15 protein-coding genes and 1 tRNA gene are annotated in these 22975 nt (G+C 59.0%); 9 read left to right on the top strand and 7 right to left on the bottom strand.

Annotated elements, in window-relative coordinates; genetic code table 11:
• The first annotated feature begins 59 nt into the window (after positions 1-59).
• A complete protein-coding gene (locus DXY31_RS08340; RefSeq protein WP_114993370.1) occupies positions 60-1022 on the top strand; it encodes a glycosyltransferase family 2 protein in 963 nt (320 codons plus the stop codon).
• Here DXY31_RS08340 and DXY31_RS08345 read toward each other — a convergent pair.
• Positions 980-1474 (bottom strand): HEAT repeat domain-containing protein, encoded by a 495-nt coding sequence (locus DXY31_RS08345; protein WP_114993330.1) that lies wholly within the window; start codon positions 1472-1474, stop codon positions 980-982. The two genes, DXY31_RS08340 and DXY31_RS08345, sit on opposite strands and share 43 nt — an antisense overlap.
• A 114-nt stretch (positions 1475-1588) precedes the next feature.
• Between DXY31_RS08345 and DXY31_RS08350 the strand changes: the two genes are divergently transcribed.
• From DXY31_RS08350 to DXY31_RS08360, 3 genes are all read left to right on the top strand, one after another.
• Entirely contained in the window at positions 1589-1708 is a 120-nt protein-coding gene (locus tag DXY31_RS08350; RefSeq protein WP_114993331.1) for a photosystem I reaction center subunit VIII, read from the top strand.
• 58 nt (positions 1709-1766) lie between these two features.
• On the top strand, positions 1767-2258 hold the full coding sequence (locus tag DXY31_RS08355) for a photosystem I reaction center subunit XI (protein ID WP_114993332.1): 492 nt from the start codon (positions 1767-1769) through the stop codon (positions 2256-2258).
• Between the two features lie 129 nt (positions 2259-2387).
• Entirely contained in the window at positions 2388-5525 is a 3138-nt protein-coding gene (locus DXY31_RS08360; RefSeq protein WP_114993333.1) for an efflux RND transporter permease subunit, read from the top strand.
• A gap of 2 nt (positions 5526-5527) precedes the next feature.
• On the opposite strand, the gene DXY31_RS08365 is transcribed toward DXY31_RS08360, so the two are convergent.
• On the bottom strand, positions 5528-5818 hold the full coding sequence (locus DXY31_RS08365) for a hypothetical protein (protein ID WP_114993371.1): 291 nt from the start codon (positions 5816-5818) through the stop codon (positions 5528-5530).
• A gap of 153 nt (positions 5819-5971) precedes the next feature.
• On the opposite strand from DXY31_RS08365, the gene DXY31_RS08370 reads away from it, so the two are divergent.
• Entirely contained in the window at positions 5972-6898 is a 927-nt protein-coding gene (locus tag DXY31_RS08370; protein ID WP_114993334.1) for a cupin, read from the top strand.
• A gap of 113 nt (positions 6899-7011) precedes the next feature.
• On the opposite strand, the gene psaB is transcribed toward DXY31_RS08370, so the two are convergent.
• Positions 7012-9219 (bottom strand): photosystem I core protein PsaB, encoded by a 2208-nt coding sequence (psaB, locus tag DXY31_RS08375; RefSeq protein ID WP_114993335.1) that lies wholly within the window; start codon positions 9217-9219, stop codon positions 7012-7014.
• A gap of 22 nt (positions 9220-9241) precedes the next feature.
• Positions 9242-11548 carry a photosystem I core protein PsaA gene (gene psaA / locus DXY31_RS08380; RefSeq protein WP_114993336.1) on the bottom strand — a complete coding sequence of 769 codons (2307 nt, stop codon included), beginning with the start codon at positions 11546-11548 and terminating at the stop codon, positions 9242-9244.
• A gap of 414 nt (positions 11549-11962) precedes the next feature.
• On the opposite strand from psaA, the gene DXY31_RS08385 reads away from it, so the two are divergent.
• Positions 11963-13363, top strand: coding sequence for a hypothetical protein (locus tag DXY31_RS08385; RefSeq protein WP_114993337.1), 1401 nt, complete (start codon positions 11963-11965; stop codon positions 13361-13363).
• Between the two features lie 52 nt (positions 13364-13415).
• On the top strand, positions 13416-15236 hold the full coding sequence (gene cobJ / locus DXY31_RS08390; RefSeq protein WP_114993372.1) for a precorrin-3B C(17)-methyltransferase: 1821 nt from the start codon (positions 13416-13418) through the stop codon (positions 15234-15236).
• 16 nt (positions 15237-15252) lie between these two features.
• Here the strand turns inward: cobJ and DXY31_RS08395 are convergent.
• Positions 15253-15326, bottom strand: a tRNA-Pro gene (locus DXY31_RS08395).
• A gap of 18 nt (positions 15327-15344) precedes the next feature.
• On the opposite strand from DXY31_RS08395, the gene lipA reads away from it, so the two are divergent.
• A complete protein-coding gene (gene lipA / locus DXY31_RS08400) occupies positions 15345-16223 on the top strand; it encodes a lipoyl synthase (RefSeq protein ID WP_114993338.1) in 879 nt (292 codons plus the stop codon).
• Positions 16224-16226: 3 nt separating this feature from the next.
• Here the strand turns inward: lipA and DXY31_RS08405 are convergent, their stop codons facing one another.
• Positions 16227-16532 (bottom strand): YciI family protein, encoded by a 306-nt coding sequence (locus DXY31_RS08405; RefSeq protein WP_114993339.1) that lies wholly within the window; start codon positions 16530-16532, stop codon positions 16227-16229.
• Positions 16533-16547: 15 nt separating this feature from the next.
• Entirely contained in the window at positions 16548-21146 is a 4599-nt protein-coding gene (gltB, locus tag DXY31_RS08410) for a glutamate synthase large subunit (protein WP_114993340.1), read from the bottom strand.
• A gap of 98 nt (positions 21147-21244) precedes the next feature.
• Between gltB and DXY31_RS08415 the strand changes: the two genes are divergently transcribed.
• A complete protein-coding gene (locus DXY31_RS08415; RefSeq protein ID WP_114993341.1) occupies positions 21245-22939 on the top strand; it encodes a phosphodiester glycosidase family protein in 1695 nt (564 codons plus the stop codon).
• The last annotated feature ends 36 nt before the right edge of the window (positions 22940-22975 follow it).

Raw genomic sequence — 22975 nt, forward strand, 5'->3', positions numbered from 1 at the left:
CCTCTCGGTATTGGTCCAACAGGCGCCGATTAGGTTGCATTGACATCGATCGGATCCTGATGACGGCTGGGCTGGACCTTTCGGTTGTGGTGCCGCTGTACAACGAGGACGAAAGCCTGCCTGAGCTGGTGGACCAGCTGCTCAACGCGCTGCGACCCACCGGAGAGCGGTTTGAGCTGGTGCTGGTCAATGACGGTTCAACGGACGACACCGCTTCAGTGCTAGAGCGCATCAGCAACAAAGTGCCTGAGCTGGTGGGGGTTCTGCTGCGCAAGAACTACGGTCAGACCGCTGCCATGGCGGCAGGTTTCGATGTGGCCGAAGGGCAAGTGATCGTGAGCCTCGATGGTGATCTACAGAACGATCCCGCCGACATCCCCCTGCTGCTCAACAAGCTGCGCGAGGGGTATGACCTGGTGAGCGGTTGGCGTTTTGATCGCCAGGATGCCGAGCTTCAGAGAAAGCTTCCCTCCAGGCTGGCCAACCGCCTGATCGGGAGAGTGACCGGGGTTCGTCTACATGACTATGGCTGTTCGCTCAAGGCCTATGACCGCGACGTGCTGTCCGACATGCGCTTATACGGAGAGCTGCATCGCTTTCTGCCGGCGCTGGCCTTCATCGAAGGAGCCCGCATCACCGAAGTGAAAGTGAACCACCGTGCGCGTCAGTACGGAGCCAGCAAATACGGCATTGATCGCACTTTTCGAGTGCTGATGGACCTGCTCACGGTGTGGTTCATGAAACGCTTCCTCACCCGGCCGATGTACGTCTTTGGGTTTGGAGGCCTCGTCGCCATCGCAACAAGCCTGGTGGCAAGCGCCTATTTGCTGATGATCAAGCTGACGGGTGAAGACATCGGGAACAGGCCACTGCTCACCTTGGCGGTCGTGCTCGGCCTGGCCGGGATCCAGCTGTTCTGCTTCGGACTGTTAGGAGAACTGCTGATCAGGACCTACCACGAGAGCCAGGGGCGCCCGATTTATCGCATCCGGGCAACGTTGCGCGGGGGACGGGCCACCTGAGCAGGAGACGGTCGGGATGCGCCACGGTGTCGCTCGATTGCTGTTGCAGCGGCTTCGACAACCAGACTGTCGGCATCACGCAGACCTCGCCTCAGCAAAGGAAGAACGGAGCTATGCCCCCATTGACCGGCCACCCTCACGGCCTCAAGCCTCTGGTCTGGGTTGCCTTGATCCATCCACTTGCGTAACCGGCGCTCAAGCGAAATCCGCTCAGCGCTGCTGGCTGGAGGCGTGAACGGAGCCGACTCCAAGTCATCCCTGGCAGAACCTGCCTTCTTCTCATCATCTTTCTGCGGCAACGAAGCCTGAACCAGGCCCAGCTGAGCTCTGTTGATGGCTGCGACAGATGTCGCATCAGTGCTGCGCAACAACGTTTTTCCAGGCCGACGACCAAGACCCCAGAGCACGACCACTAGTACAAGGGCGGCACCACCTGCAAGCAGCTGATTCATGGGTTCAAAGCGGCGGATGCCGAATGGATTGAACTTTTATGTCACCGACCGGACCGGTCGAAGACCACTAGAAAGGCAGTCTTTACAGTAACCGCAGACATTTGGGTCGCTGCCATGACTGGAGATTTCGTTGCTTCCTGGATGCCTTCGGTTTTCATTCCATTGGCTGGGGTTTTGGGTCCAGCTGTCGTGATGGTTCTGATGTTCAATCTGATCGAAACCACTGCTGACTGATCGCGCTCAGGCTCCGGCCAACGATCAAGCGCATTGCCCACCCACCGCTTTTTTATCCATGTCTGTTTCCCCCGTCGCCGATCCAACGGTTGGCAATCTGGCCACTCCGGTGAACAGCAGCTACTTCACCAAGGCCTACCTCAACGCTCTGCCTGCGTACCGTCCTGACCTCTCGCCAAACCGTCGTGGTCTGGAAATTGGGATGGCGCACGGCTTCCTGCTATACGGCCCCTTCGCTGTGTGCGGCCCGCTCCGAAATGGCGATTACGCCGCGACAGCAGGATTGCTCGCCTCCATCGGATTGGTGTCAATCCTGACCGTGTGTCTCTCGATCTACGGCACCGCTGGGAACGGACCTAAGGTGCAACCGGCTGACGCCACCATCGACAACCCGCCGTCTGACCTCTTCACCAAGGCTGGCTGGGCTGAATTTGCCAGTGGCTTCTGGCTCGGTGGCTGTGGAGGCGCTGCATTCGCCTGGTTCTTGGCCAGCTCAACATTTGTGCTTCCGTTGGTGAAAATTGCCGGCGGCGTCTGGAGCGTCAACTGAGTTCCAAACTCCAGTCATCTGCACAATCGATCCGATCGATCGGATTCCATTAAGCCCCGAATGAGCACTGACTTCTCATTCGGGGCTTTCTGCTGCCAGGATCTGGGCCCTTACTGAGCGGTCGCCGAGTTGCGGTCCATCTCCCAGCCATTTCTGAGACGGCCCGTCTTCACCATCGTCTGCAGCTTATTGGTGCTGCTGGCTGGGGTGGTGTCTCTGGTGGGCCTCGGCCTTGAAGACCTGCCTCAACTGGCACCCACCCGCGTGAGCGTGAGCGCCAGTTTTCCTGCCGCAGGCCCGGAAGTGGTAGAGCAAAGCGTCACAGCAGTGCTGGAAAAACAGCTCAGCGGCCTGGATGGCCTGGAGAGCATGACCTCCAGCAGCAGGCAGGGTGGAGCCAGCCTCAGCCTGCGCTTCGAGTCAGGCGATCCGGAGCTCAACGCGATCAAGGTTCAGAACGAGGTCAATCTGGCCAGCCGCCGACTGCCCCAGTCAGTGACCAGACAGGGGCTGAATGTGAACCGCTCCACAAATGACCTGCTGCTGATCCTCGGCTTCAGCGCTCCTCCCGGGATGTATGAGCCGATCTTCATCGGTGGCTGGCTCGACCAACGCCTCAGTGAAGGCCTGCGAAGCACGCCTGGGGTTGGCGACATCCGTGTGTTCGGCAGTAGCGAGCTCGCCTACCGCCTCTGGTTGGATCCCAATCGCTTGGAGCAATTCAGTCTGTCCACCAACGACATCACCGCCGCTCTGGCAGAGCAGAACGTTCTTGCCGCAATAGGCAACCTGGGCGAGGCACCGGCTCCAGCAGGACAGCTTTTCAGCCTGCCCGTGGATGCTGAAGGGCGGCTGCGCAGCCAGGCCGACTTTGCAGCCATGGTGGTAAAACGCACCGAAAACGGTGGCCTGGTTCGCCTGAAGGATGTAGGTCGCGTTGAGCTTGGCCAACGCAACTACGGAAGCAGCGCGCTCAATCTTCAGGGCGAAAGCTCAGTGGCTGTCGGTATCTTCCAGCGGGATGGATCGAACGCTCTGGAGGTCAGTCGTGCGGTTCGGGAGAGGCTGAAAAGCCTGGAAAGCAGCTTTCCCCCTGGGTTGGACGTGCAGATGATCTTTGATGTGGCCGAAAACGTCCAGGCCAATCTCGATCGCACCAGAGACACCCTCAGGGACGCGGTGCTGCTGGTGCTGGTGGTGCTGGTGCTGTTTCTGGGACGCTGGCGCCTGGCCTTGATTCCTGGCCTGGCGGTGCCTGTGGCGTTGATCGGCAGTCTGGTGGTGGTGCGCCTCAGCGGGTCGAATCTCAACAGCCTGATCCTGTTCGGCCTCGTGCTGGCCACGGGCATCGTTGTCGACGATGCCATCGTTGTCAGCGAAGACATCGCAGGCCGGATCGAACGGGGCGAGGAGCCCCAGGGCGCTTCGGAAGATGCGATGGCAGAGCTTGCGGGCGCAGTTTTAGCCACATCTCTGGTTCTGGCTGCTGTCTTTCTGCCGGTTCTGCTGATCCCTGGCTCCATTGGCCGCCTTTATCAACCGATTGCTCTGGCCATCAGCGGCGCAATTCTGTTCTCAACGTTCAATGCCCTCACGTTCACTCCGATGGCCTGCGCCCGTGTGCTGGGAAAGGGCGACGGACGATTGCCAGCACCGTTCAGATCGATCAGTCGCCGACTGCGGGAGGGCATGGCCCGGTTGCAAGGTCTTTACGCAAAGATGCTGGCGGTCTGGCTGGCACGGGGCAGAACCGTGATCGCGCTGGTGCTGGCAGGACTGATGCTCACCGGCATTGGTCTGGCGACGATCCCCACCTCCTTCATCCCCGACGAAGATCAGGGCCAGGTGCGCGGATATTTCACGCTGCCGGAAGGGGCAAGCCTGGAACGTACCGAGGCTGTGATGGAACGCATCCGCGAGGTCGTCGCTGAAGAGCCCCTGATCCGCAGCGGCAATTTCTATGCCGGAAGCTCATTCGGACAGAGCGGCGAGGACACGGGGTCTTTCTATCTGCGCCTCACACCCCTGAAAGAACGCCCTGGGCGGCAGAACAGCAGTCAATCCGTGAAGCAGCGTCTGAACAGCGAGCTGAGACGACGCATCACCGATGCCCAGGTGATTGTGACCACGCCGCCCACAGTGCGGGGGTTCAGCAGTGAATCAGGCCTGCAGATGGAACTGCTGGATCGCAGTGGCGGCCAGCTCAGCCTGCAGGATTTCGAGAATCAGGCCCAGCAGTTCATCCTGGCTGCCCAGAACTCCGGGCAGTTCCAGCGCGTGAGCACGCGCTTCGATGCAAGCTCACCGCGTTGGAAACTGGAGCTTGACCGCAGCCAGATGGCAGCGCTGGACCTACCGGTGGGTCCGACTCTGAGGGACATCGGAACCGCCATCGGAGGCCGTTTCATCGATGACACCTTCTCAGGGGGGGAGATCCGCAGCATCTACATCCAACTGGAGGGAACTGACCGCAGCAAGCCTGGAGATCTCACGAGCCTGATGGTGCGCAACCGCAGCGGCGACCTGGTCTCATTAGCGAACGTTGCGCAACTGAAACGTGATTCAGGAGCGAATCGAATCACCCATTACAACCAGAAGCGATCGATCAGCATCACTGCCATCCCTTCAGATGGGATCAGCAGTGGCCAGGCCATCGATCTCCTTCAGGCGATCAGTGATCGGACCGGAGGCAACAACCTGGGCCTGGCCTTCACCGGTCTTGCCAGAGAGGAGACCCGAGCGGAATCCGTGTCCTGGGTGCTGTTCGGACTTGGCGTCACGGTGGTGTATCTGTTGCTGGCGGGCCTCTATGAAAGCTTTGTGGATCCGCTGATCATCCTGCTCACAGTGCCGATGGCACTGCTGGGAGCCTTGATCGGCCTGAAGCTGCGCAGTCTCACGCTCGACGTCTTCGCCCAGATGGGCTTGCTGGTGCTGGTGAGCCTGGCCGCCAAGAACGGAATCCTGATTGTTGAATTCGCCAATCAACGGCTTGCCCAGGGAACCGCCCTGATCGATGCCATCGAGGAAGCGGCGCTCAACAGAATGAGGCCGATTCTGCTGACAGCGGTGACATCGCTGGCCGGATTTCTGCCATTGCTGCTTGCCACCGGAACAGGCTCCTCCAGTCGCATCAGCATCGGCACCGTTGTCTTCAGCGGACTGCTGGTGTCAACGCTGCTCTCGCTGTTCATCGTGCCGGCCACCTATCTGCTGTTCAAGCGTTGGAGAGGAGTTGGCCCGGCAAAGCCCGAGCTAGACGGCTGAGTTCAACAGGGTTCAAAGCGCTCGTTCAGAGCCGGACCTCCACCTGGCGGGACCAGGCACTTGCCTCCAGGCGACGATTCAGCCGCTGAGTCCGTAATCGCGATAGACGCGAAAGTTTTTGGAATAACAGTGGGCTGAGGTTCAGCACGCTCAGTCATCTGCTCTTCCACCTCAAGCTGAGCCAAGTCGATTCGCTCTCTTGGCAGGATCTGCATGGTGAGGTTGTAACCGGCCGCGACGCCAACCAGCAGCACCACGAGTTCCAGTTTGGGGGGCAGGGAAGGAAACGACATCCAGGACTCAACCAATTGGTGATGGACCAGTAGAAGCGAACGACAGGAGCAAAACATGACTGAGATCTGTCGAAGCCATGACGCTTTGCGTACGAAGCGACGCTGCAGCGATTTGTAAGGTGTGTGCTCCCTGAACCGCTGAGACGTCACGGCATGCTGAGCAGCGCAACGAATCGTCAAGCGTCATCGGCCCAGGCTCAGTATTTCTCCTACGGCGAAGCGGCCAACCCAATCCGCAGCGGACTGACGGACGCCGTTCCTTATCACTCCTTTTCCCCTGCTTTCTTTGGCCAAAACGGTAGTGCCGTGATGCCTCTGGATCTGAGCGAGGAACTGCAGTGCAGTGGACCTGCCACCGGCCCGTCGTTATGCGCCAACTTCATCCGAATGAATGGCGACGGGCTGCGCACCACTGCTGTGGCAACAAGCCAGTTGTTCTTCGTAGCCGATGGAGACGGTGAAACGGAAGCCTGCGGCCAACACTTCCAGTGGAACAAGGGCGACATGCTCGTTCTCCCAGCAGGAGGAGACGCCATTCACAGCTGCTCTGGCAAGGCGGCTCTCTACTGGGTGCACGACGCACCACTGCTGCGTTTTCTAGGTGTGACTCCCAATGAAGCCCTTTTTGAACCAACCTTTTACAGCCATCGCGATAGCCAAGGGCGACTAGCTGAGATCGCAGCCAACCCCAGCGGCGCCCGTGCCAACCGAGTCAGTGTGCTGATGGGCAACGCTGCGTTTCCCCAGACCAGAACGGTCAGCCACACCCTTTGGGCCATGCTGGGCATTCTTCCCGCTGGGCAGGAACAGAAGCCTCACCGACACCAGTCGATCGCCCTGGATTTCGCCGTGGACTGCAGGCCAGGTTGCTACACCCTGATTGGCACTGAGCTCGATGATCAGGGAAGAATCCGGAAGCCACATCGGGAAGACTGGGCAGCTGGTGCCGCTTTTGTGACCCCACCGGGCTACTGGCATTCCCACCACAATGAGTCTGGTGCTGATGCCTACGTGCTGCCGATTCAGGACGCAGGACTGCACACCTATCTGCGCACGCTCGACATTCTTTTTAGCGGCTGATCAAAGGCTGAAGGGCTCTGCGCCATTCATTTTCACCCAACAAAAAACCCCCGCCAGATGAGCTGGACAGGGGTGAATTTATGATGCCCTGTGGCCAGGGCAAACAGGATTGATCAGCCGAACTTGCCGGAAGTCGATGCGATCAGGAAGGCGGCATACGTGAGGATGTAGCCAATCGTGAAGTGGGCGAGACCCACAACACGAGCCTGAACGATCGACAGAGCCACTGGCTTGTCACGCCAGCCAACAAGGTTGGCAAGCGGTGTGCGCTGATGAGCCCAAACGATGGTCTCGATCAGCTCCTGCCAGTAACCGCGCCAGGAGATCAGGAACATGAATCCAGTCGCCCAGACGAGGTGGCCGAACAGGAACATCCAGGCCCAAACGGCGAGGTTGTTGCTGCCGAAGGGGTTGTAACCGTTGATCAGCTGGGAGGAATTCAGCCACAGGTAATCGCGGAACCAACCCATCAGGTAGGTGCTGGACTCATTGAACTGAGCCACGTTGCCCTGCCAGATGGCCAGGTGCTTCCAGTGCCAGTAGAAGGTGACCCAACCGATTGTGTTCAGTGCCCAGAAGACAGCCAGATAGAAGGCGTCCCAGGCAGAGATGTCACAAGTACCACCACGGCCAGGGCCGTCGCAGGGGAAGGAGTAGCCAAAGTCCTTCTTGTCTGGCATCAGCTTGGAGCCACGGGCATCCAGAGCACCTTTGACCAGAATCAGAGTGGTGGTGTGCAAACCCAGTGCGATGGCGTGGTGAACCATGAAGTCACCAGGGCCGATCGGCAAGAACACGTCGGTGTTCCCATTGATGGCATCCATCCACCCACCCATGTAAGCAGCGTTGGCATTAGCGGCAGCACCAGCGGAATTGGAGAGCAGCACGTCGAATCCATAGATCGCCTTACCGGAAGCGGCTTGAACGAATTGGGCAAAGACGGGCTCAACCAGAATCTGCTTCTCAGGTGTTCCGAACGCCACAACAACGTCGTTGTGAACGTAAAGACCCAGGGTATGGAAGCCAAGGAAGAGGGTGATCCAGCTCAGGTGGCTGATGATCGCCTCCTTGTGCTCAAGCATCCGGGCCAGGACATTGTCCTTGTTGGCTTCGGGGTCGTAGTCACGGATGAAGAAGATCGCTCCGTGGGCGAAGGCACCGCACATCAGGAAGATGGCGATGTACTGGTGGTGCGTGTAAAGAGCAGCTTGTGTCGTGTAGGCCTTTGCAATGAAGGCATACGACGGCATTGCATACATGTGCTGAGCCACCAGAGAGGTAACGACACCAAGCGAGGCGAGCGCTAAGCCGAGCTGCATGTGCAGGCTGTTGTTCAAGGTGTCGTAAAGACCCCTGTGACCAGCACCCAGATCACCAGGAGTGCCCTTAGGAGGATTGTGAGCTTCGAGGATCTCCTTAATGGAGTGACCGATGCCAAAGTTGGTCCTGTACATGTGACCAGCGATCACAAATATGCAACCAATCGCCAGGTGGTGATGGGCGATATCAGTGAGCCAAAGGGCTTCAGTCTGAGGATGGAAGCCACCCAGGAAGGTGAGAATCGCAGTACCGGACCCTTCGGTTGTCCCGAAGATTTGGCCCATGGAATCAGGATTCTGTGCATAGACACCCCAGTTGCCGGTAAAGAAAGGTCCAAGACCGGCAGGGTGAGGCATCACGCTCAGGAAGTTGTCCCACCCCACGTGCTGACCCCGGGATTCGGGAATCGCCACGTGAACCAGGTGTCCAGTCCAGGCGATTGAGCTGAAACCGAAAAGGACGGCCAGGTGATGGTTCAGGCGTGACTCAGCATTCTTGAACCAAGCGAGTGAAGGGCGGAACTTGGGCTGCAGGTGCAGCCAACCGGCGAACAAGGCCCAGGCCGACAGGATCATCATGAAGATGGAACCCTGATACAGCTCGGCATTCTTCGTCATGCCGATTGTGTAGAACCAGTGGTACAGACCTGAGTAGGCGATGTTCACCGGTGATGTGGCTCCCGCTTGGGTGAAGGCGGTAATGGCGCCTTGACCGAAATGGGGATCCCAGATTGCGTGAGCAATGGGCTTCACGTGCAGGGGGTCGGCGACCCACTGTTCGAAGTTGCCCTGCCAGGCGATATGGAACAGGTTTCCCGAAACCCAGAGGCCGATGATTGCGAGATGCCCGAAATGGGTGGAGAAGAGCTTTTGGTAAAGCCTCTCCTCCGTCATTCCGTCATGGCTCTCGAAGTCGTGAGCCGTGGCGATCCCGTACCAAATGCGGCGGGTTGTCGGGTCCTGTGCCAGACCCTGGCTGAACGAAGGAAATTTCGTTGCCATTAGAGGGAAAGTTCAGGAAAGGTCAGCCGCCCACCACAAGGATGTGGGCGTGGAAGAAGGACCACGTGACTGTGATGCCGCCCAAAAGATAGTGAGCAACACCGACAGCACGGCCCTGGATGATGGACAGCGCACGAGGCTGGATGCCAGGGGCCACCTTCAGCTTGTTATGAGCCCAGACGATGGACTCAATCAGCTCCTGCCAGTAGCCGCGGCCACTGAAGAGGAACATCAGGCTAAAAGCCCAGATGAAGTGACCACCAAGGAACATGATTCCGTAGCCGGCTGTATTAGAGCCGTAGCTGTTGATCACCTGAACGGCCTGAGCCCACAGGAAATCACGCAACCAGCCATTGATGGTGATGGCGCTGTTGGCGAAGTTGCCATTGGTGAGGTATTGGACTGAGCCATCAGGCCTCACCGCACCCCAGACGTCGCTCTGCATTTTCCAGGAGAAGTGGAAAATGACGACCGACAGGGAGTTGTACATCCAGAACAGACCCAGGAAAACATGGTCCCAAGCAGACACCTGACAGGTGCCACCGCGACCAGGGCCATCGCAGGAGAAGCGGAAACCAAGATTGGCTTTGTCTGGAATCAGACGGGAATTACGGGCGTAAAGAACACCCTTGAGCAGGATCAACACCGTCACATGAATCGTGAAGGCGTGAATGTGGTGGACCATGAAGTCCGCCGTACCCAGAGGAATCGGAGCTGCGGCAACCTTGCCACCAACGGCCACTACGGAACCATTGAACACTTCACTAACGCCAGCGAGAGCATTGGGAGCGGTGCTACCGGCAGCTGCGGCGTGCAAACCCTGAATCCACTGAGCGAAGACGGGCTTCAGTTGGATCGCGGAATCACTGAACATGTCCTGGGGGCGACCCAGAGCACGCATCGTGTCGTTGTGGATGTACAGGCCGAAGCTGTGGAAGCCAAGCCAGATGCACACCCAGTTGAGGTGGCTGATCAGAGCGTCACGGGCCTTGAGCACTCTGTCCAAGACGTTGTCGACGTGCTTGGCGGGGTCGTAATCGCGGATCATCGCGATGGCGGCGTGAGCTGAAGCGCCGACGATCAGGAAGCCACCAATCCACATGTGGTGGGTGAACAAACCGATCTGAGTCGGATAGTCAATCGACATGTACGGATAGGGAGGCATCGCGTACATGTGCTGGGCAACGATGATGCTCAGGGAGCCGAGCATTGCAAGGTTCAGAGCCAGCTGGGCATGCCAGCTGTTGATCATGAACTCGAACAGGCCGTCATGGCCCTTCGTTGCAGGGAAAAGCAGAGGATCGCCTTTCTGGCCCTCGAGGATCTCCTTGATGGAGTGCCCGATTCCCCAGTTGGTCCGGTACATGTGTCCGGCCACGATGAATAGCACCGCGATAGCCAGATGGTGATGAGCGATATCGGTCATCCACATGCTTCCGGTCACAGGATTGATTCCACCCTTGAAGGTGAGGAAATCGCTGTATGCAGCCCAGTTGCCATTGAAAAAAGCACCAATGCCGGCACTGAATCCTGGATAGAGCTGAGCCAGCAAATCCTGATTGAAGAATTCGTGAGGAAGAGGAATGTCTGCCACGGAAGCAATGGTCTTGCCGTTCAACACCAGCGGCTGGCCGGCGTCAATGGCATCCATCAACTTGGTGGTGGGCAGTGACACATGCAGCAAGTGACCGGTCCAGGACAGTGAGCCCAGGCCCAGCAGACCAGCCAAGTGGTGGTTGAGCATCGACTCAACGTTCTGGAACCACTCAAGCTTCGGAGCTGCCTTGTGATAGTGAAAAACGCCTGCATTCAGCATCAGGCCGGCCATCACCAGAGCGCCGATGGCGAGAGACATCAACTGCGTCTCATTGGTGATGCCCCAGGCCCTCCAGACATGGAAGAGACCTGAAGTGATCTGGATGCCTTGGAAGCCGGCACCCATGTCGCCGTTGAGGATCTCCTGGCCGAAGATCGGCCATACCACCTGAGCGCTTGGCTTCACATGGGTGGGATCGGCGAGCCAGCCGGAGAAATTGGAGAAGTGGGCGCCATGGAAAAAGGCACCGCTCAGCCAGATGAAGATCACGGCCAGATGGCCGAAGTGAGCACTAAAGATCTTTCGAGAAACCTCTTCAAGGTCACTCGTGTGGCTGTCGAAATCGTGAGCGTTGGCGTGGAGGTTCCAAACCCAGGTGGTGGTTTTGGGACCTTTCGCGAGGGCTCGGTCGAAATGTCCGGGCTTTCCGAACAATTCGAAGGTCGCTGGATTGTCAACCTTCTCGACTTGAGTCTTCGCGGTGCTCCCACGCTCTGGTGGGCTGATGGTCATCGAGTCGTTCCTCGAGGGACGGGATCGAGGTGGTGGGACACCCCTCCGGAAATCAATGGGATTACCGGGGCCCCGGACGCGGATCAGCAAGCTTCACCGTGGCCGGGCGCCAGTGGCATTCAGAGCAATGAACCCTGACTCTCACTGGAGCTAGGGCCCCAAAGAGGGGACCGCTGCGGGAAGCATAGGAGGGGAAGCAGTCATCACACGACAGGGAGTTACAAAGGTTCAATCCGGCCGCGGGCCTGTCCAGACCTGGAATCTGCATCAGCTCGAGCATCAGCGAGGAGACCCCGATTAGGCACGTTGAGCAACACAAACAGGCGACACATATCGATCTATTTAATGCAAATCATTCCCAATAGTGCGTCCCCTCCATCGGTGCCCAGAATGGGTCGACTCAAGCTTTGCCCCATGGCGGCATCAGGCCGGACGTACCACCTTCATCACTGGCTGCAGACTCTGCTTGCCCTGTGGATCATGGTGGTCCCCGCCGCAACCGCGCAGGCCTGGCCCTGGGGAGCAGACGGCTCAGGCGATCGCGAACGCTCCGCAGAGATCATCAGTGTTGCTTCACCTTCCGGGCGACTGCAGGAAGTCAGTCCCCCGGGCGCTGTTCAGCAGCTGCAGACAGCCCTGAGCAGCCATTCGCCCCAACTAAAGCTGATCAGCCCCTCTGATGGCAGTGTGCTGAAGAACGGGGAGAGGCAACTCACGTTACGGATCGAAGATTGGCCTCTGGCCGAAGATCCACAACTGGGGCTTGGTGCACATGTGGCACTCCAGATCGACGACGATCCGCCATTGCGTTTCAGCCACGCCGACAACGATCGACTCCAGATCACGCTTCCCGATCTCAGCCCGGGAAGTCATCGCTTTTCGGCCTATGCCGCCATGCCTTGGGGTGAAGCCGTGAAATCTCAGGGGGCAAGCCTTCAGTGGAGACTGAATCTCTTGCAGCAGCTTTCAGGAACTCAGCCGGATCAAAATGATCCCTGGCTTGCAGTGGTCAGCCCCTCCGATCTCAGCAGCGGTGATCCGCTGCTGATCGACTGGCTGATCTGGAACGCCCCGCTTCAGAACCTGCGGGAGGGAGATGGCCGCTGGAGGCTGAGGATCAGCGTGAATGGCGACAGTTTTCTTGTTGACCGTCAAGAGGCTCTTTGGCTGAAAGCCGCAGGCAACAGAAATGGCAGCGTGCAGATGGAACTGCTCGACGGTCTTGGTGATCCGATCACACCGGTCTTCAACAATCAATTGCGTACCACCGCTGCACTCGCCGGTGCTCGTGCGATCTGGATGCAGTCGAGTCTCAGCGATGAACAGATGGCGCGCCTGCTTGGTGAAGTCATTCCTGAACCAGAACAGGCAGCTGAGAGAGAAGCTGCACCGCCACAGACTGCACTCACCACTGATTCTGAAACGGAGGCGTTCATCCAAGACAACCCTTCAACGGAGACCCTCACAGCAGAAGGACAAACAGTTGATGAACAAACCGTTTTTGGACAAGCCATGGAAGAACAAACCAGGGCTTCAGACGCAGATGGCGCTGCGGATTTGATGGTTGATCCAAGCCGGCTGCAGATCGACTCCTCGCCTCCGGCAATCACAGCTGACGATGAACTGCCAGTGGCACCAGATCAGTCTGCTGCCGACTCAGAAGAGTCGCTGGAGACCAGCAAAGCCGAGAAAGCTGTTCCCGAAGAAGAGATCCGCAAGACCGAACCGGCAGCCGAGCCGGAGAAGCTGCGGATCACCAGCAGCCTGGGAGGATCAGCCAGGGAGCTGTTGAACGAGGATGGCACCCAGCGCTGATTCACTGAGGCCGCTAGACCTGAACGCTGTCAACACCACCTCCATCAATCCGATGGGAGCTTCACTCGCACTGGGCCTATCAGTGAGTGCCTGGCCCCTACTTCAGCAGCTGCGACAGGTGGGCCAGGCTGATCGGGTGGGACTGACACCGCTGGCGGCCGCAGCACTGGAGCCCCCTCCTCGCGATTTGCTGGTTGCACCGGCAACGGAACTTCTGGCTGGTCAGTGGCGAGACGGAGGCTCCACGATTGTGATCGGAGCCCTGGGTGCCGTCATACGACTGATCGCCCCCTTACTGAGCTGCAAGCAGAACGACCCTGCCGTGGTGGTGATGGACGCACGCGGTCAACAGATCGTGCCCCTGATTGGTGGTCATGCGGCAGGGGCTGAACAACTGGCCCATGCACTGGCAGCTGCACTGGGGGGGCAGGTCGTGCTGACCGGTGATGCAGCGAGCCAGCAGCGCCTAGCTCTCGACGCCTTCGGAAAAGACTGGGGTTGGGTGCGTGGCGGCGCTCCGGAAGATTGGCATGAACTCATGGTCTCCCAGGCCACTGGGCATCCGGTCAATGTTCTTCAAGAGACAGGATCAGACCTCTGGCGCAGCAGTGAGGCCGGTCAAAACTTCAGCGTTGCCGCAGACACCGAGCAGGAGGCAGCACTGGCAATCGGTCCACGATCCAACGGGGCTCGCTGTCGCTGGCACCCAGCCACGCTCTGGATCGGCATCGGCTGCGAACGCTTGAGCAGCCTTGCACTGATTCAACGAGCTGTGGATCGCTCACTTCAGTCCGCAGGAATGGCCAAGGAAGCCGTGGCAGGCATCAGCAGCATTAAAGCCAAGGGTGACGAGCCTGCCTTGCTGCAGCTCTCTGAGCAGCAGTGTTGGCCTCTACGGCTGTTCGGCGCGACTGCCCTCGCCAATGTTGCCGTGCCCACACCCTCTGAAGTGGTGAAGGCGGAGATGGGCACAGCATCTGTTGCGGAAGCTTCTGCACTGCTGGCCTCAGGAGAGGGCGCACAGCTATTGCAGGCCAAGCAAATCTTCCATGCAGAGGGCGACGAGAAAGGCGCCGTAACGGTGGCGATCGCAGAGGCTGCCCAAGCCCTGGCACCCTGGAAGGGTGAGCTGCATCTGATCGGCAGTGGGCCCGGGTCACTGCAACTGCTCACTGCCGACGCCCGCACAGCACTCAGCCGCTGTGTCCTCTGGGTGGGATATGGCCTTTACCTGGATCTGCTTGAACCGCTGCGGCGCTGCGATCAGGTTCGGTTAGACGGACAACTCACCCGGGAACGCGATCGCTGCTTGCAGGCGCTGAATCTGGCCCGTCAGGGCAGCCGTGTTGCTCTGATCTCCTCCGGAGACAGCGGCATCTATGGCATGGCAGGGCTGGCGTTAGAGCTTTGGCTGGACCTGCCTCAGACAGAACGTCCTCAGTTCCAAGTGCATCCTGGTCTCTCCGCATTACAGCTGGCTGCCGCCAAGGCTGGTGCACCACTGATGCATGACTTCTGCACCATTTCTCTCAGCGACCGGCTCACACCCTGGGAGGTGATCGAACGACGCATCAAGGCAGCTGCCGACGGAGATTTTGTGGTGGCGCTTTACAACCCTCGCTCCAGGGAACGCGACTGGCAGTTGGCAAAGGCCATTGAGATTCTGCTCTGCGCGCGTCCTCTGACCACTCCTGTGGTGATGGCTCGCCAGCTCGGACGCAGCGAAGAGCAGGTAAGCATTCACAATCTGGGCAACCTGCGGCCTGAAGACGTGGACATGCTTACGGTGCTGGTAATAGGAAACAGCAGCAGCCGCGTTCAGGACGGCCGCATGGTGACCCCCAGGGGTTACCCAGGAGCCGCACTGAGCTGATGACGACCTAGTGCAGTCGGGATGACAGGATTCGAACCTGCGGCCCCTTCGTCCCGAACGAAGTGCGCTACCAAGCTGCGCCACATCCCGATGGCCCGACTGTAGAAGATGACCTCAGTTCTGAAACCCGACTGGTTGCGCGTCAAAGCCCCGCAGCGGGAACGCATCGGAGCTGTTGCCGACCTGCTTCTTGACCTCAAGCTCAACACGGTCTGCCAGGAAGCCAGCTGCCCAAACATCGGTGAATGCTTCGCCGGGGGAACCGCAACATTTCTGATCATGGGTCCGGGCTGCACGCGTGCCTGTCCCTACTGCGACATTGACTTCGACAAGAGCGTTCGAACGCTGGATCCCACCGAACCGCAACGTTTAGGTGAAGCGGTGTCACGGCTGAAACTGAAGCATGTGGTGATCACCTCGGTGAACCGCGATGACCTCAGCGATGGCGGAGCCAGTCAGTTCGTTGCCTGCATCGAACAGGTGAAACAACGCTCACCCTTCACCACAATCGAACTGCTGATCCCCGACCTCTGTGGGAACTGGGACGCACTGGAAACGGTGATGGACGCCGCCCCACACGTGCTCAACCACAACATCGAGACGGTTCCAAGGCTTTACAGAAGAGCCAGACCACAGGGCAATTACGAACGCTCTCTGGAATTGCTGAAACGGGTCAGAGATGGATGGCCCAGGTCGTACAGCAAGTCCGGTCTGATGGTGGGTCTCGGAGAAAACGATGAGGAGGTGATCGAAGTGCTGCGCGACTTGCGCGCCCACCGTGTCGACATCGTCACCATTGGCCAGTACCTCTCTCCCGGGCCGAGACACCTACCGGTGAACCGCTTCGTGACTCCGGAACAGTTCGACAGTTATCGGCGCATTGGCGAAGAGGAGCTGGGTTGTCTGCAGGTGGTGAGCAGTCCTCTGACGCGCAGCAGCTATCACGCCGGCGAAGTGCAGCGCCTGATGATCAGCCACCCACGCTGACGATCAGAGCGCATCGCCGCCGATCTGAATCCATTCCTGCAACTGCCAGGTCACCAGTCCTGACTGAATCATCGGGTCGGCCTGCACCCAGCGGTAGGCGTCCTCGAAGCTGCGGGCTTCAAAGATCAACAGTCCACCTCCGCCTGGCCGCTTCTCGCCATCCACTAGATAGCCACTGTGGATACGACGTCCGCAGTGGCACTGGGACATCACCCATCGGCGATGGGCCTCGAGGTGAGGCCGCTTTTGCTCAAGGGGCAGCGCGGCCGTCTCCTGAGTGAATGTTTCGGTCTTGATGAACCAGGGCACAGTGCGGTTGATCGATCAGGCCGCAACCGCCTGTTTATCCGCCAGCCCCATGGCAGCACGTTCGCTAGGAGGAACCAGAACCTTGAAACGGCTTCTTGAGGCAGACCAGTCAGACAGAAGAGCCACAGCTTTCTCACTGCCGGTAGCAGCGACATGAAGCTCGAGCAGACCCTTGAGCGTGGACTCCTGTTCAGATGTGGTGATAGGGCACACCTCAACGATCTCCGGATTCACACGTGGAGTAACCCGTTCGCCTTCATCCAAAAGGAATGTGACGCCACCGGTCATCCCAGCGCCAACGTTGCGGCCAGTGCTACCGAGCACAACCACAACGCCACCGGTCATGTATTCACAGCAGTGGTCGCCGGCACCCTCAACAACAGTGCGGGCACCGCTGTTGCGCACACCGAAGCGCTCCCCGGCGCGACCCTGCGCGAACAGCTCACCACCGGTTGCTCCATACAGACAGGTGTTCCCGAGAATCACCTGATCACCGGGATTTGCGGTGGAATCCGATGGCACAAGCGTGATACGACCGCTGTTCATGCCTTTTCCGACGTAGTCGTTGGCTTCGCCTTCAAGGCGCACATTCATACCCTGAACGAGAAAAGCCCCGAAGCTTTGACCAGCAGCTCCGCGGAAGGTGAGATCGAGCTGGCCCAGAAAGCCACGATTGCCGTAACGCTGGGCAATCTCACCGGCCAGACGTGCGCAGACGCTCCGGTCGGTGTTGACGATCTGAACTGTGCGACGGATGGATCGCTGACTCTCAATGGCAGCCATCAGCTCGGGGTCGGCCAATAGTTGGTCTTCGAGAATCGGCCCATTGCCATGAGCTTCTGCACTGTGGGTCAGCCATGAACGATCTTCAGAACCACTGATCGGTGCCAGCAGGCTGGAGAGGTCCACACACTTGGTTTTGGCCAGAGACACGCCCCTGGGCTTAAGGAGGTCGCTGCGACCAATGAGATCCTCCAGTCGGGCCAGACCCAGCAGACTCATGAGCTGACGCACCTCTTCGGCGACGTACCAGAAAAAATTCACGACGTGCTCAGGAACTCCGGTGAAGCGCTGACGGAGGTTCTCCTTCTGTGTCGCCACACCAACCGGGCAGCTGTTGAGATGACAAACGCGAGCCATCACGCAGCCTTCGGCGATCATGGCGATCGAGCCGAAGCCATATTCCTCAGCACCGAGCATCGCAGCGATCACCACATCCCAGCCGGTCTTGAGACCACCATCGGCTCTGAGCAGAACTCTGTCACGAAGTCCATTCTCGAGCAGAGCACGATGCACCTCGGTGAGGCCCAGTTCCCAAGGACCACCGGCATGCTTGATCGAACTCAGCGGGGAAGCCCCTGTGCCTCCGTCATGGCCGGAGATCTGGATGACGTCCGCGTTGGCTTTGGCCACACCGGCGGCGATGGTACCAATGCCGATCTCGGCTACAAGCTTGACGCTGACCGGCGCCGAGGGATGCACCTGATGCAAGTCGTGGATCAGTTGAGCCAAATCCTCAATCGAATAAATGTCGTGATGCGGTGGCGGTGAAATCAAAGCGACTCCAGGCTTACTGTTGCGAAGCCAGGCGATGTATTTATCCACCTTCGGGCCGGGAAGCTGTCCTCCCTCCCCCGGCTTGGCCCCTTGGGCCACTTTGATTTCCAGCTGTTTACCGCTCCTCAAATATTCAGCCGTGACACCGAAGCGACCTGAGGCGATCTGCTTGATCGCAGAGCAGGCGGTATCGCCGTTCCGAAGCCCTCCGATGCTGGGGAAGGCGACGGACCGGCCATCGTTATCCACGTCAGTAAGCACCTGGAAGCGGGCAGGATCCTCACCACCCTCGCCACTGTTGCTCTTGCCGCCAATGCGATTCATGGCCACGGCCAACACCTCGTGGGCTTCCCGAGAGAGCGCCCCGAGGCTCATGCCACCGGTACAGAAACGGGTGCAGATGCTTTCCACACTCTCCACCTGATCCAGGGGCAACGGCGTCGACGCAACCTTGAACTCCAGCAGGTCACGCAGCGCCATCACCGGACGGTTCTCCAGCAACGTCTTGTAAGTGGAGAAATGGTCATAGCCAGGCCCCTGGGCCAGAGCCTTGTGCAAGGCCTTGGAAAGTTCAGGATTGTTGCGGTGGTACTCCGCACCATTGCGATATTGAACGAATCCCATGAACTCGAGCTTGCTGCGATTCAGCTCGGGGAATGCCTTGGCATGCATCGAGAGTGTTTCGTTCGCCAGTTCCGCAAGAGTCATGCCGGCAACCCGGCTGGTCGTGCCACTGAAGGCGGTCTCGATCACATCAGCACCCAGCCCGATCGCCTCGAAGATCTGAGCGCCGTGATAACTGGCCAGCAGCGAAATTCCGATCTTGGACAGAATTTTTCTGAGACCGTTTTCTAGAGAGATGCGCACATTGGCCTGAACCTGATCAGCACTGAGGTCGGGAAGCTTTCCCTGCTCGATGCGCTTTCTTGTTTTCGGGTGTTGGAGCCAGTGGCGGGTGGTCTCCCAGGTCAACCATGGACAAACGCCGCTTGCTCCATAGCCGATCAGGCAGGCCATGTGATGAGTGCTCCAACACTGAGCGGTGTCCACCACAATTGAGCAGCGCAGTCGCAGCTTGCGGCGCAGCAAATGGTGGTGAACCGAGCCAACGGCGAGAAGTGCTGGCATCGCCACCGTGGTGGCAGTCAGGGGCGTGGGCTTGGCGTTGGCATCCACGCGGTCGGAGAGCACCAGAACCTGGGCCCCATCGTGCACGGCTTGCTCAGCCGCCTGGCACATGGCATCAAGAACGGTTCGGAATCCACCGGTGCAGGATTCAACCGCCACCTGAGTGGACAGGAACTGAACAGGAAGACCTTGCTGGCTGATCTCTTCCAGCTCAGCCTCATTGAGAATCGGGGTATCAAGGTGAATCACAGAAGCGGCATCGGCCTGAGGCTTCAACGCCGGACGACGTTCACCCAGATGCATTTCCAGGCTCATCACCAGTTGTTCCCGAAGGGGATCGATCGGAGGATTGGTGACCTGAGCGAAGCGTTGCTTGAAATAGTCGTAGAGCAAATGAGGCTTGTCCGAAAGCACTGCCAGTGGGATGTCATCACCCATACAGAAGGTGGGCTCCTTCCCAAGGGAAGCCATGTCGCCAATGATCAGGTCGAAATCCTCGGCGGTGAAGCCCATGGCGGTCTGCAGTCTCAGCAGGTCGAGTTCTCCGACCTGCTGAGACTGGGTCCAGGGTTGCGGACTCACGTTGCGGCGATGTTGCTTCAGCCAATCGCCGTAGGGAAAACGTCCAGCGGCGTCTTCTTTCACCAACCAATTATCCAGGAGCTGGCCGGTCTCCAGATCAACCGCCAGCATCTGACCGGGACCGAGCCGACCTTTCTGGACCACGGTCTTGCCGCTGAGATCCACCACGCCAGTCTCGGATCCCATAATCACGAAGCCATCGTCCGTAGAGCACCAGCGAGCCGGGCGTAGGCCGTTGCGGTCAAGGGTGGCTCCAACACGCTTACCGTCAGCGAACACCAACAGAGCAGGGCCGTCCCATGGCTCCTGGATGCCAGCGTTGAATTCATACATGGCCGTTACATCAGGACGGCTATCGAGGTCTGGCTGGTTGCGGAACGCTTCCGGGACAAGGGTGATCAGGCTGTCGGTAACCGAGCGACCACTGCGCACCATCAGCTCGAGCGTGGCGTCGAGGTTCGCTGAATCACTGAAAGCGGGATTGACCACAGGGTTGAGGTCATCCGCGGCGTCTCCCCAGACTCCAGCGAGGCTGGCTTCAGAGGCCTTAGCCCAGTTGAGATTGCCCAGCAGAGTGTTGATCTCACCGTTGTGCCCCAACATCCGCATTGGCTGGGCTAGGGGCCAGCGTGGAAGGGTGTTGGTGCTGAAGCGCCGGTGATACACCGCGAAGCTCACTTCGAAGCGGGAATCACGCAGGTCGGCGTAGTACTGCGCGAGCACTTCCGAACGCACCATGCCCTTGTAGACGACGGTTCGACTGCTCATGGACGCCACATAAAAGTCGCGTGACCCCTCAAACCCCCATGCTTCCCTGGCCCTGGCACCAACGCGGCGCCGTAGACGCAGCAGCAGCGCCTCGAAGGCATCACCTTCAGCCTCCCCCTTGACGAGCCACTGCTCAATGACAGGAGCCGTTTCACGAGCCATCGGCCCAAGCACTGTTGAGTCGACAGGCACCTCGCGCCAACCGGCGTACTGCAGGCCCAGCGCAGCGGCCTCCTCCTCAAAAAACTGGCGAGCCTGCTGACGTCGTTCAGCATCTGTGGGCAGAAACATCATTCCAAGACCACGGGCATCAGCCGCTTCCGGCCAGATCGCCCTCAGATAAGACCATGGAATTTCACACAAAACGCCCGCACCATCACCTGAGTCAGCGTCACCCCCACAACCACCGCGGTGTTCCATACATCCAAGGCCACGCAGGGCCTGCTCCAGAACCCAATGACTGGGTTGTCCCTGCATCTGAGCCAGGAATCCCACTCCACAGGCGTCCTTTTCGCCGGCTACCGCCTGGGGCGCAGCGCTGTCGCTGTAAGGCCAGGAGGAGCCGGTGAGGTGAGTCATGACCTGGATAAGAGTCGGGCTGACGCCGCTCTGGATGCAACATCCATCACGGACCAAATTCGATCCTAAGGATTGGCCACCCCGGCTAGCGTCTGCACATGTTATTGCCGCCTCCTCCTCCAGCCCCGGTTGCCGAAGTGCGCACAGCCAACCGGTTCAGCGGTAGCGAAGTCAAGGTTGGAGGCCTTGCATCCAAGGGGACTTGGCAGTGGGTCGGAAACGACCAAAGCTCACCAGACCAGCTCTGGATTCCACTGGATCTGCTGATCGGACGACTCGGCTTCCAGAGGGTTGTCAATGAAGGAGGCGAGGCACTGGAGTGGTTCGGTCAAAGCGTCCCTTTACAGGCACTGAACAAGCGCTCTCTTGACGATGAGGTGGCAGTTGATGCAGCACCTTGGTTCAAGACATTGAATGTCTCGACCAGCCGTCGCAATGGTGTCCTCTCGATCTCGCTCAAAGCTCCCAGAGTCCAGAAGCTGCGTCAGGGGCGCGGCAGCACAGCAGGGCGGCTGGTGCTCGATCTCAGTGGTCCTGCGCTGTTGCAACGTCAGAACGACGATTTATTCCTTGGGGTTTCGATCAGTGCAGCCCAAGAAGCCCAGTTGCGTGAAATCGGTCTGAAGACCAAGCGTGAAAGTCATGGTCTGCGACTCCAAGGCAGTGCCGATCGTCCGACGCTCACGCTTGCATCACCGTGGCGGCTTGTGATCGATGGGTTGAGCAGCTCGGGCACCACCCAGGTGCGTGCTAGCAGGAATGCGTTGCAGTCAGCTCTGCTCAATCCAGAGATCCAGGCGGAGAATCGCAACGGACTGGTGCTGGACGCCCGCACACTTCGTGTAGGGGTCAAGCCGGTGAAGATTTACAGAGCAGGTGTTCCCTTTAACAGCAGCACTCTCAAGCTTCGACCACTCGCTGCTCGAGGGGCACAAACCGGGATTCGATTTCTGAGCCAACTGGCCCAGCCTGAACAGGCTTTGTTGGCCATCAATGGAGGGTTCTTTAATCGTGTTCGTCAGCTTCCCCTCGGCGCCCTTCGTGTCGATGGGACCTGGTTTTCGGGACCGATTCTGAACCGGGGAGCCATCGGCTGGACAGCAGGGAACAGACTTCTGTTCAATCGACTGCGCCTCGACCAGTCCATGCAGGTCAACGGTGGACGTCGCTGGGGCCTGGGTTTTCTCAACAGTGGCTACGTCCAGCGCGGGTTGAGTCGGTACACCCGTGCATGGGGTCCTATCTACAAGGCCCTTAGCGGCGAAGAGAAGGCCATCAGCGTGCGGGATGGAGTCACCATTAGTCAGCATGATCGCGCCGAGCTGAATCGGGGGGTTCCTTTGAAACCCGGCGCCTCCCTGATCGTTTCCCGCGCTGGAGCTCCACTTCCAGCTCAACCCGGCGATCGAGTCAGCATCAGTGTGCGGCCATCTTCTGCAGTCGGAGAGCAACCTCAGGTGCTGGCCGGTGGTCCACTTCTGCTGAAAAATGGCCAGGTTGTTTTGCGAGGTCGCCAGGAAGGGTTCAGTGCCGGGTTCCTATCCCTTGCAGCTCCACGAACGGTTGTTGCCCAGGACCGCAGTCGTGTGTGGCTGTTAACAATCGAAGGCACTTCAGGGAGTGATCCCACGCTGCTGGAAACGACACTGGCTCTTCAGCAGCTGGGAATGCTCGACGCCCTCAATCTCGATGGTGGTAGCTCCACCACGCTGCTTGCAGCCAATCGAACCGTCATGACAGGACGCGGCATGACACCCAGGGTTCAGAACGGTCTGGGGCTGGTTCGCCGCTGAACAACGGCTGGCACACTGGAGCCTCTCCTGAGCTTC

Origin of the sequence: Synechococcus sp. UW179A, assembly GCF_900473965.1 — a bacterium.
Taxonomy (GTDB): domain Bacteria; phylum Cyanobacteriota; class Cyanobacteriia; order PCC-6307; family Cyanobiaceae; genus Synechococcus_C.

Coding starts and splice junctions, on each gene's coding strand:
- DXY31_RS08340 (WP_114993370.1), top strand. CDS start 60: ATGACGGCTGGGCTGGACCTTTCGGTTGTGGTGCCGCTGTACAACGAG.
- DXY31_RS08345 (WP_114993330.1), bottom strand. CDS start 1,474: ATGAATCAGCTGCTTGCAGGTGGTGCCGCCCTTGTACTAGTGGTCGTG.
- DXY31_RS08350 (WP_114993331.1), top strand. CDS start 1,589: ATGACTGGAGATTTCGTTGCTTCCTGGATGCCTTCGGTTTTCATTCCA.
- DXY31_RS08355 (WP_114993332.1), top strand. CDS start 1,767: ATGTCTGTTTCCCCCGTCGCCGATCCAACGGTTGGCAATCTGGCCACT.
- DXY31_RS08365 (WP_114993371.1), bottom strand. CDS start 5,818: ATGTCGTTTCCTTCCCTGCCCCCCAAACTGGAACTCGTGGTGCTGCTG.
- DXY31_RS08370 (WP_114993334.1), top strand. CDS start 5,972: ATGCTGAGCAGCGCAACGAATCGTCAAGCGTCATCGGCCCAGGCTCAG.
- psaB (WP_114993335.1), bottom strand. CDS start 9,219: ATGGCAACGAAATTTCCTTCGTTCAGCCAGGGTCTGGCACAGGACCCG.
- psaA (WP_114993336.1), bottom strand. CDS start 11,548: ATGACCATCAGCCCACCAGAGCGTGGGAGCACCGCGAAGACTCAAGTC.
- DXY31_RS08385 (WP_114993337.1), top strand. CDS start 11,963: ATGGCGGCATCAGGCCGGACGTACCACCTTCATCACTGGCTGCAGACT.
- cobJ (WP_114993372.1), top strand. CDS start 13,416: ATGGGAGCTTCACTCGCACTGGGCCTATCAGTGAGTGCCTGGCCCCTA.
- lipA (WP_114993338.1), top strand. CDS start 15,345: ATGACCTCAGTTCTGAAACCCGACTGGTTGCGCGTCAAAGCCCCGCAG.
- gltB (WP_114993340.1), bottom strand. CDS start 21,146: ATGACTCACCTCACCGGCTCCTCCTGGCCTTACAGCGACAGCGCTGCG.
- DXY31_RS08415 (WP_114993341.1), top strand. CDS start 21,245: ATGTTATTGCCGCCTCCTCCTCCAGCCCCGGTTGCCGAAGTGCGCACA.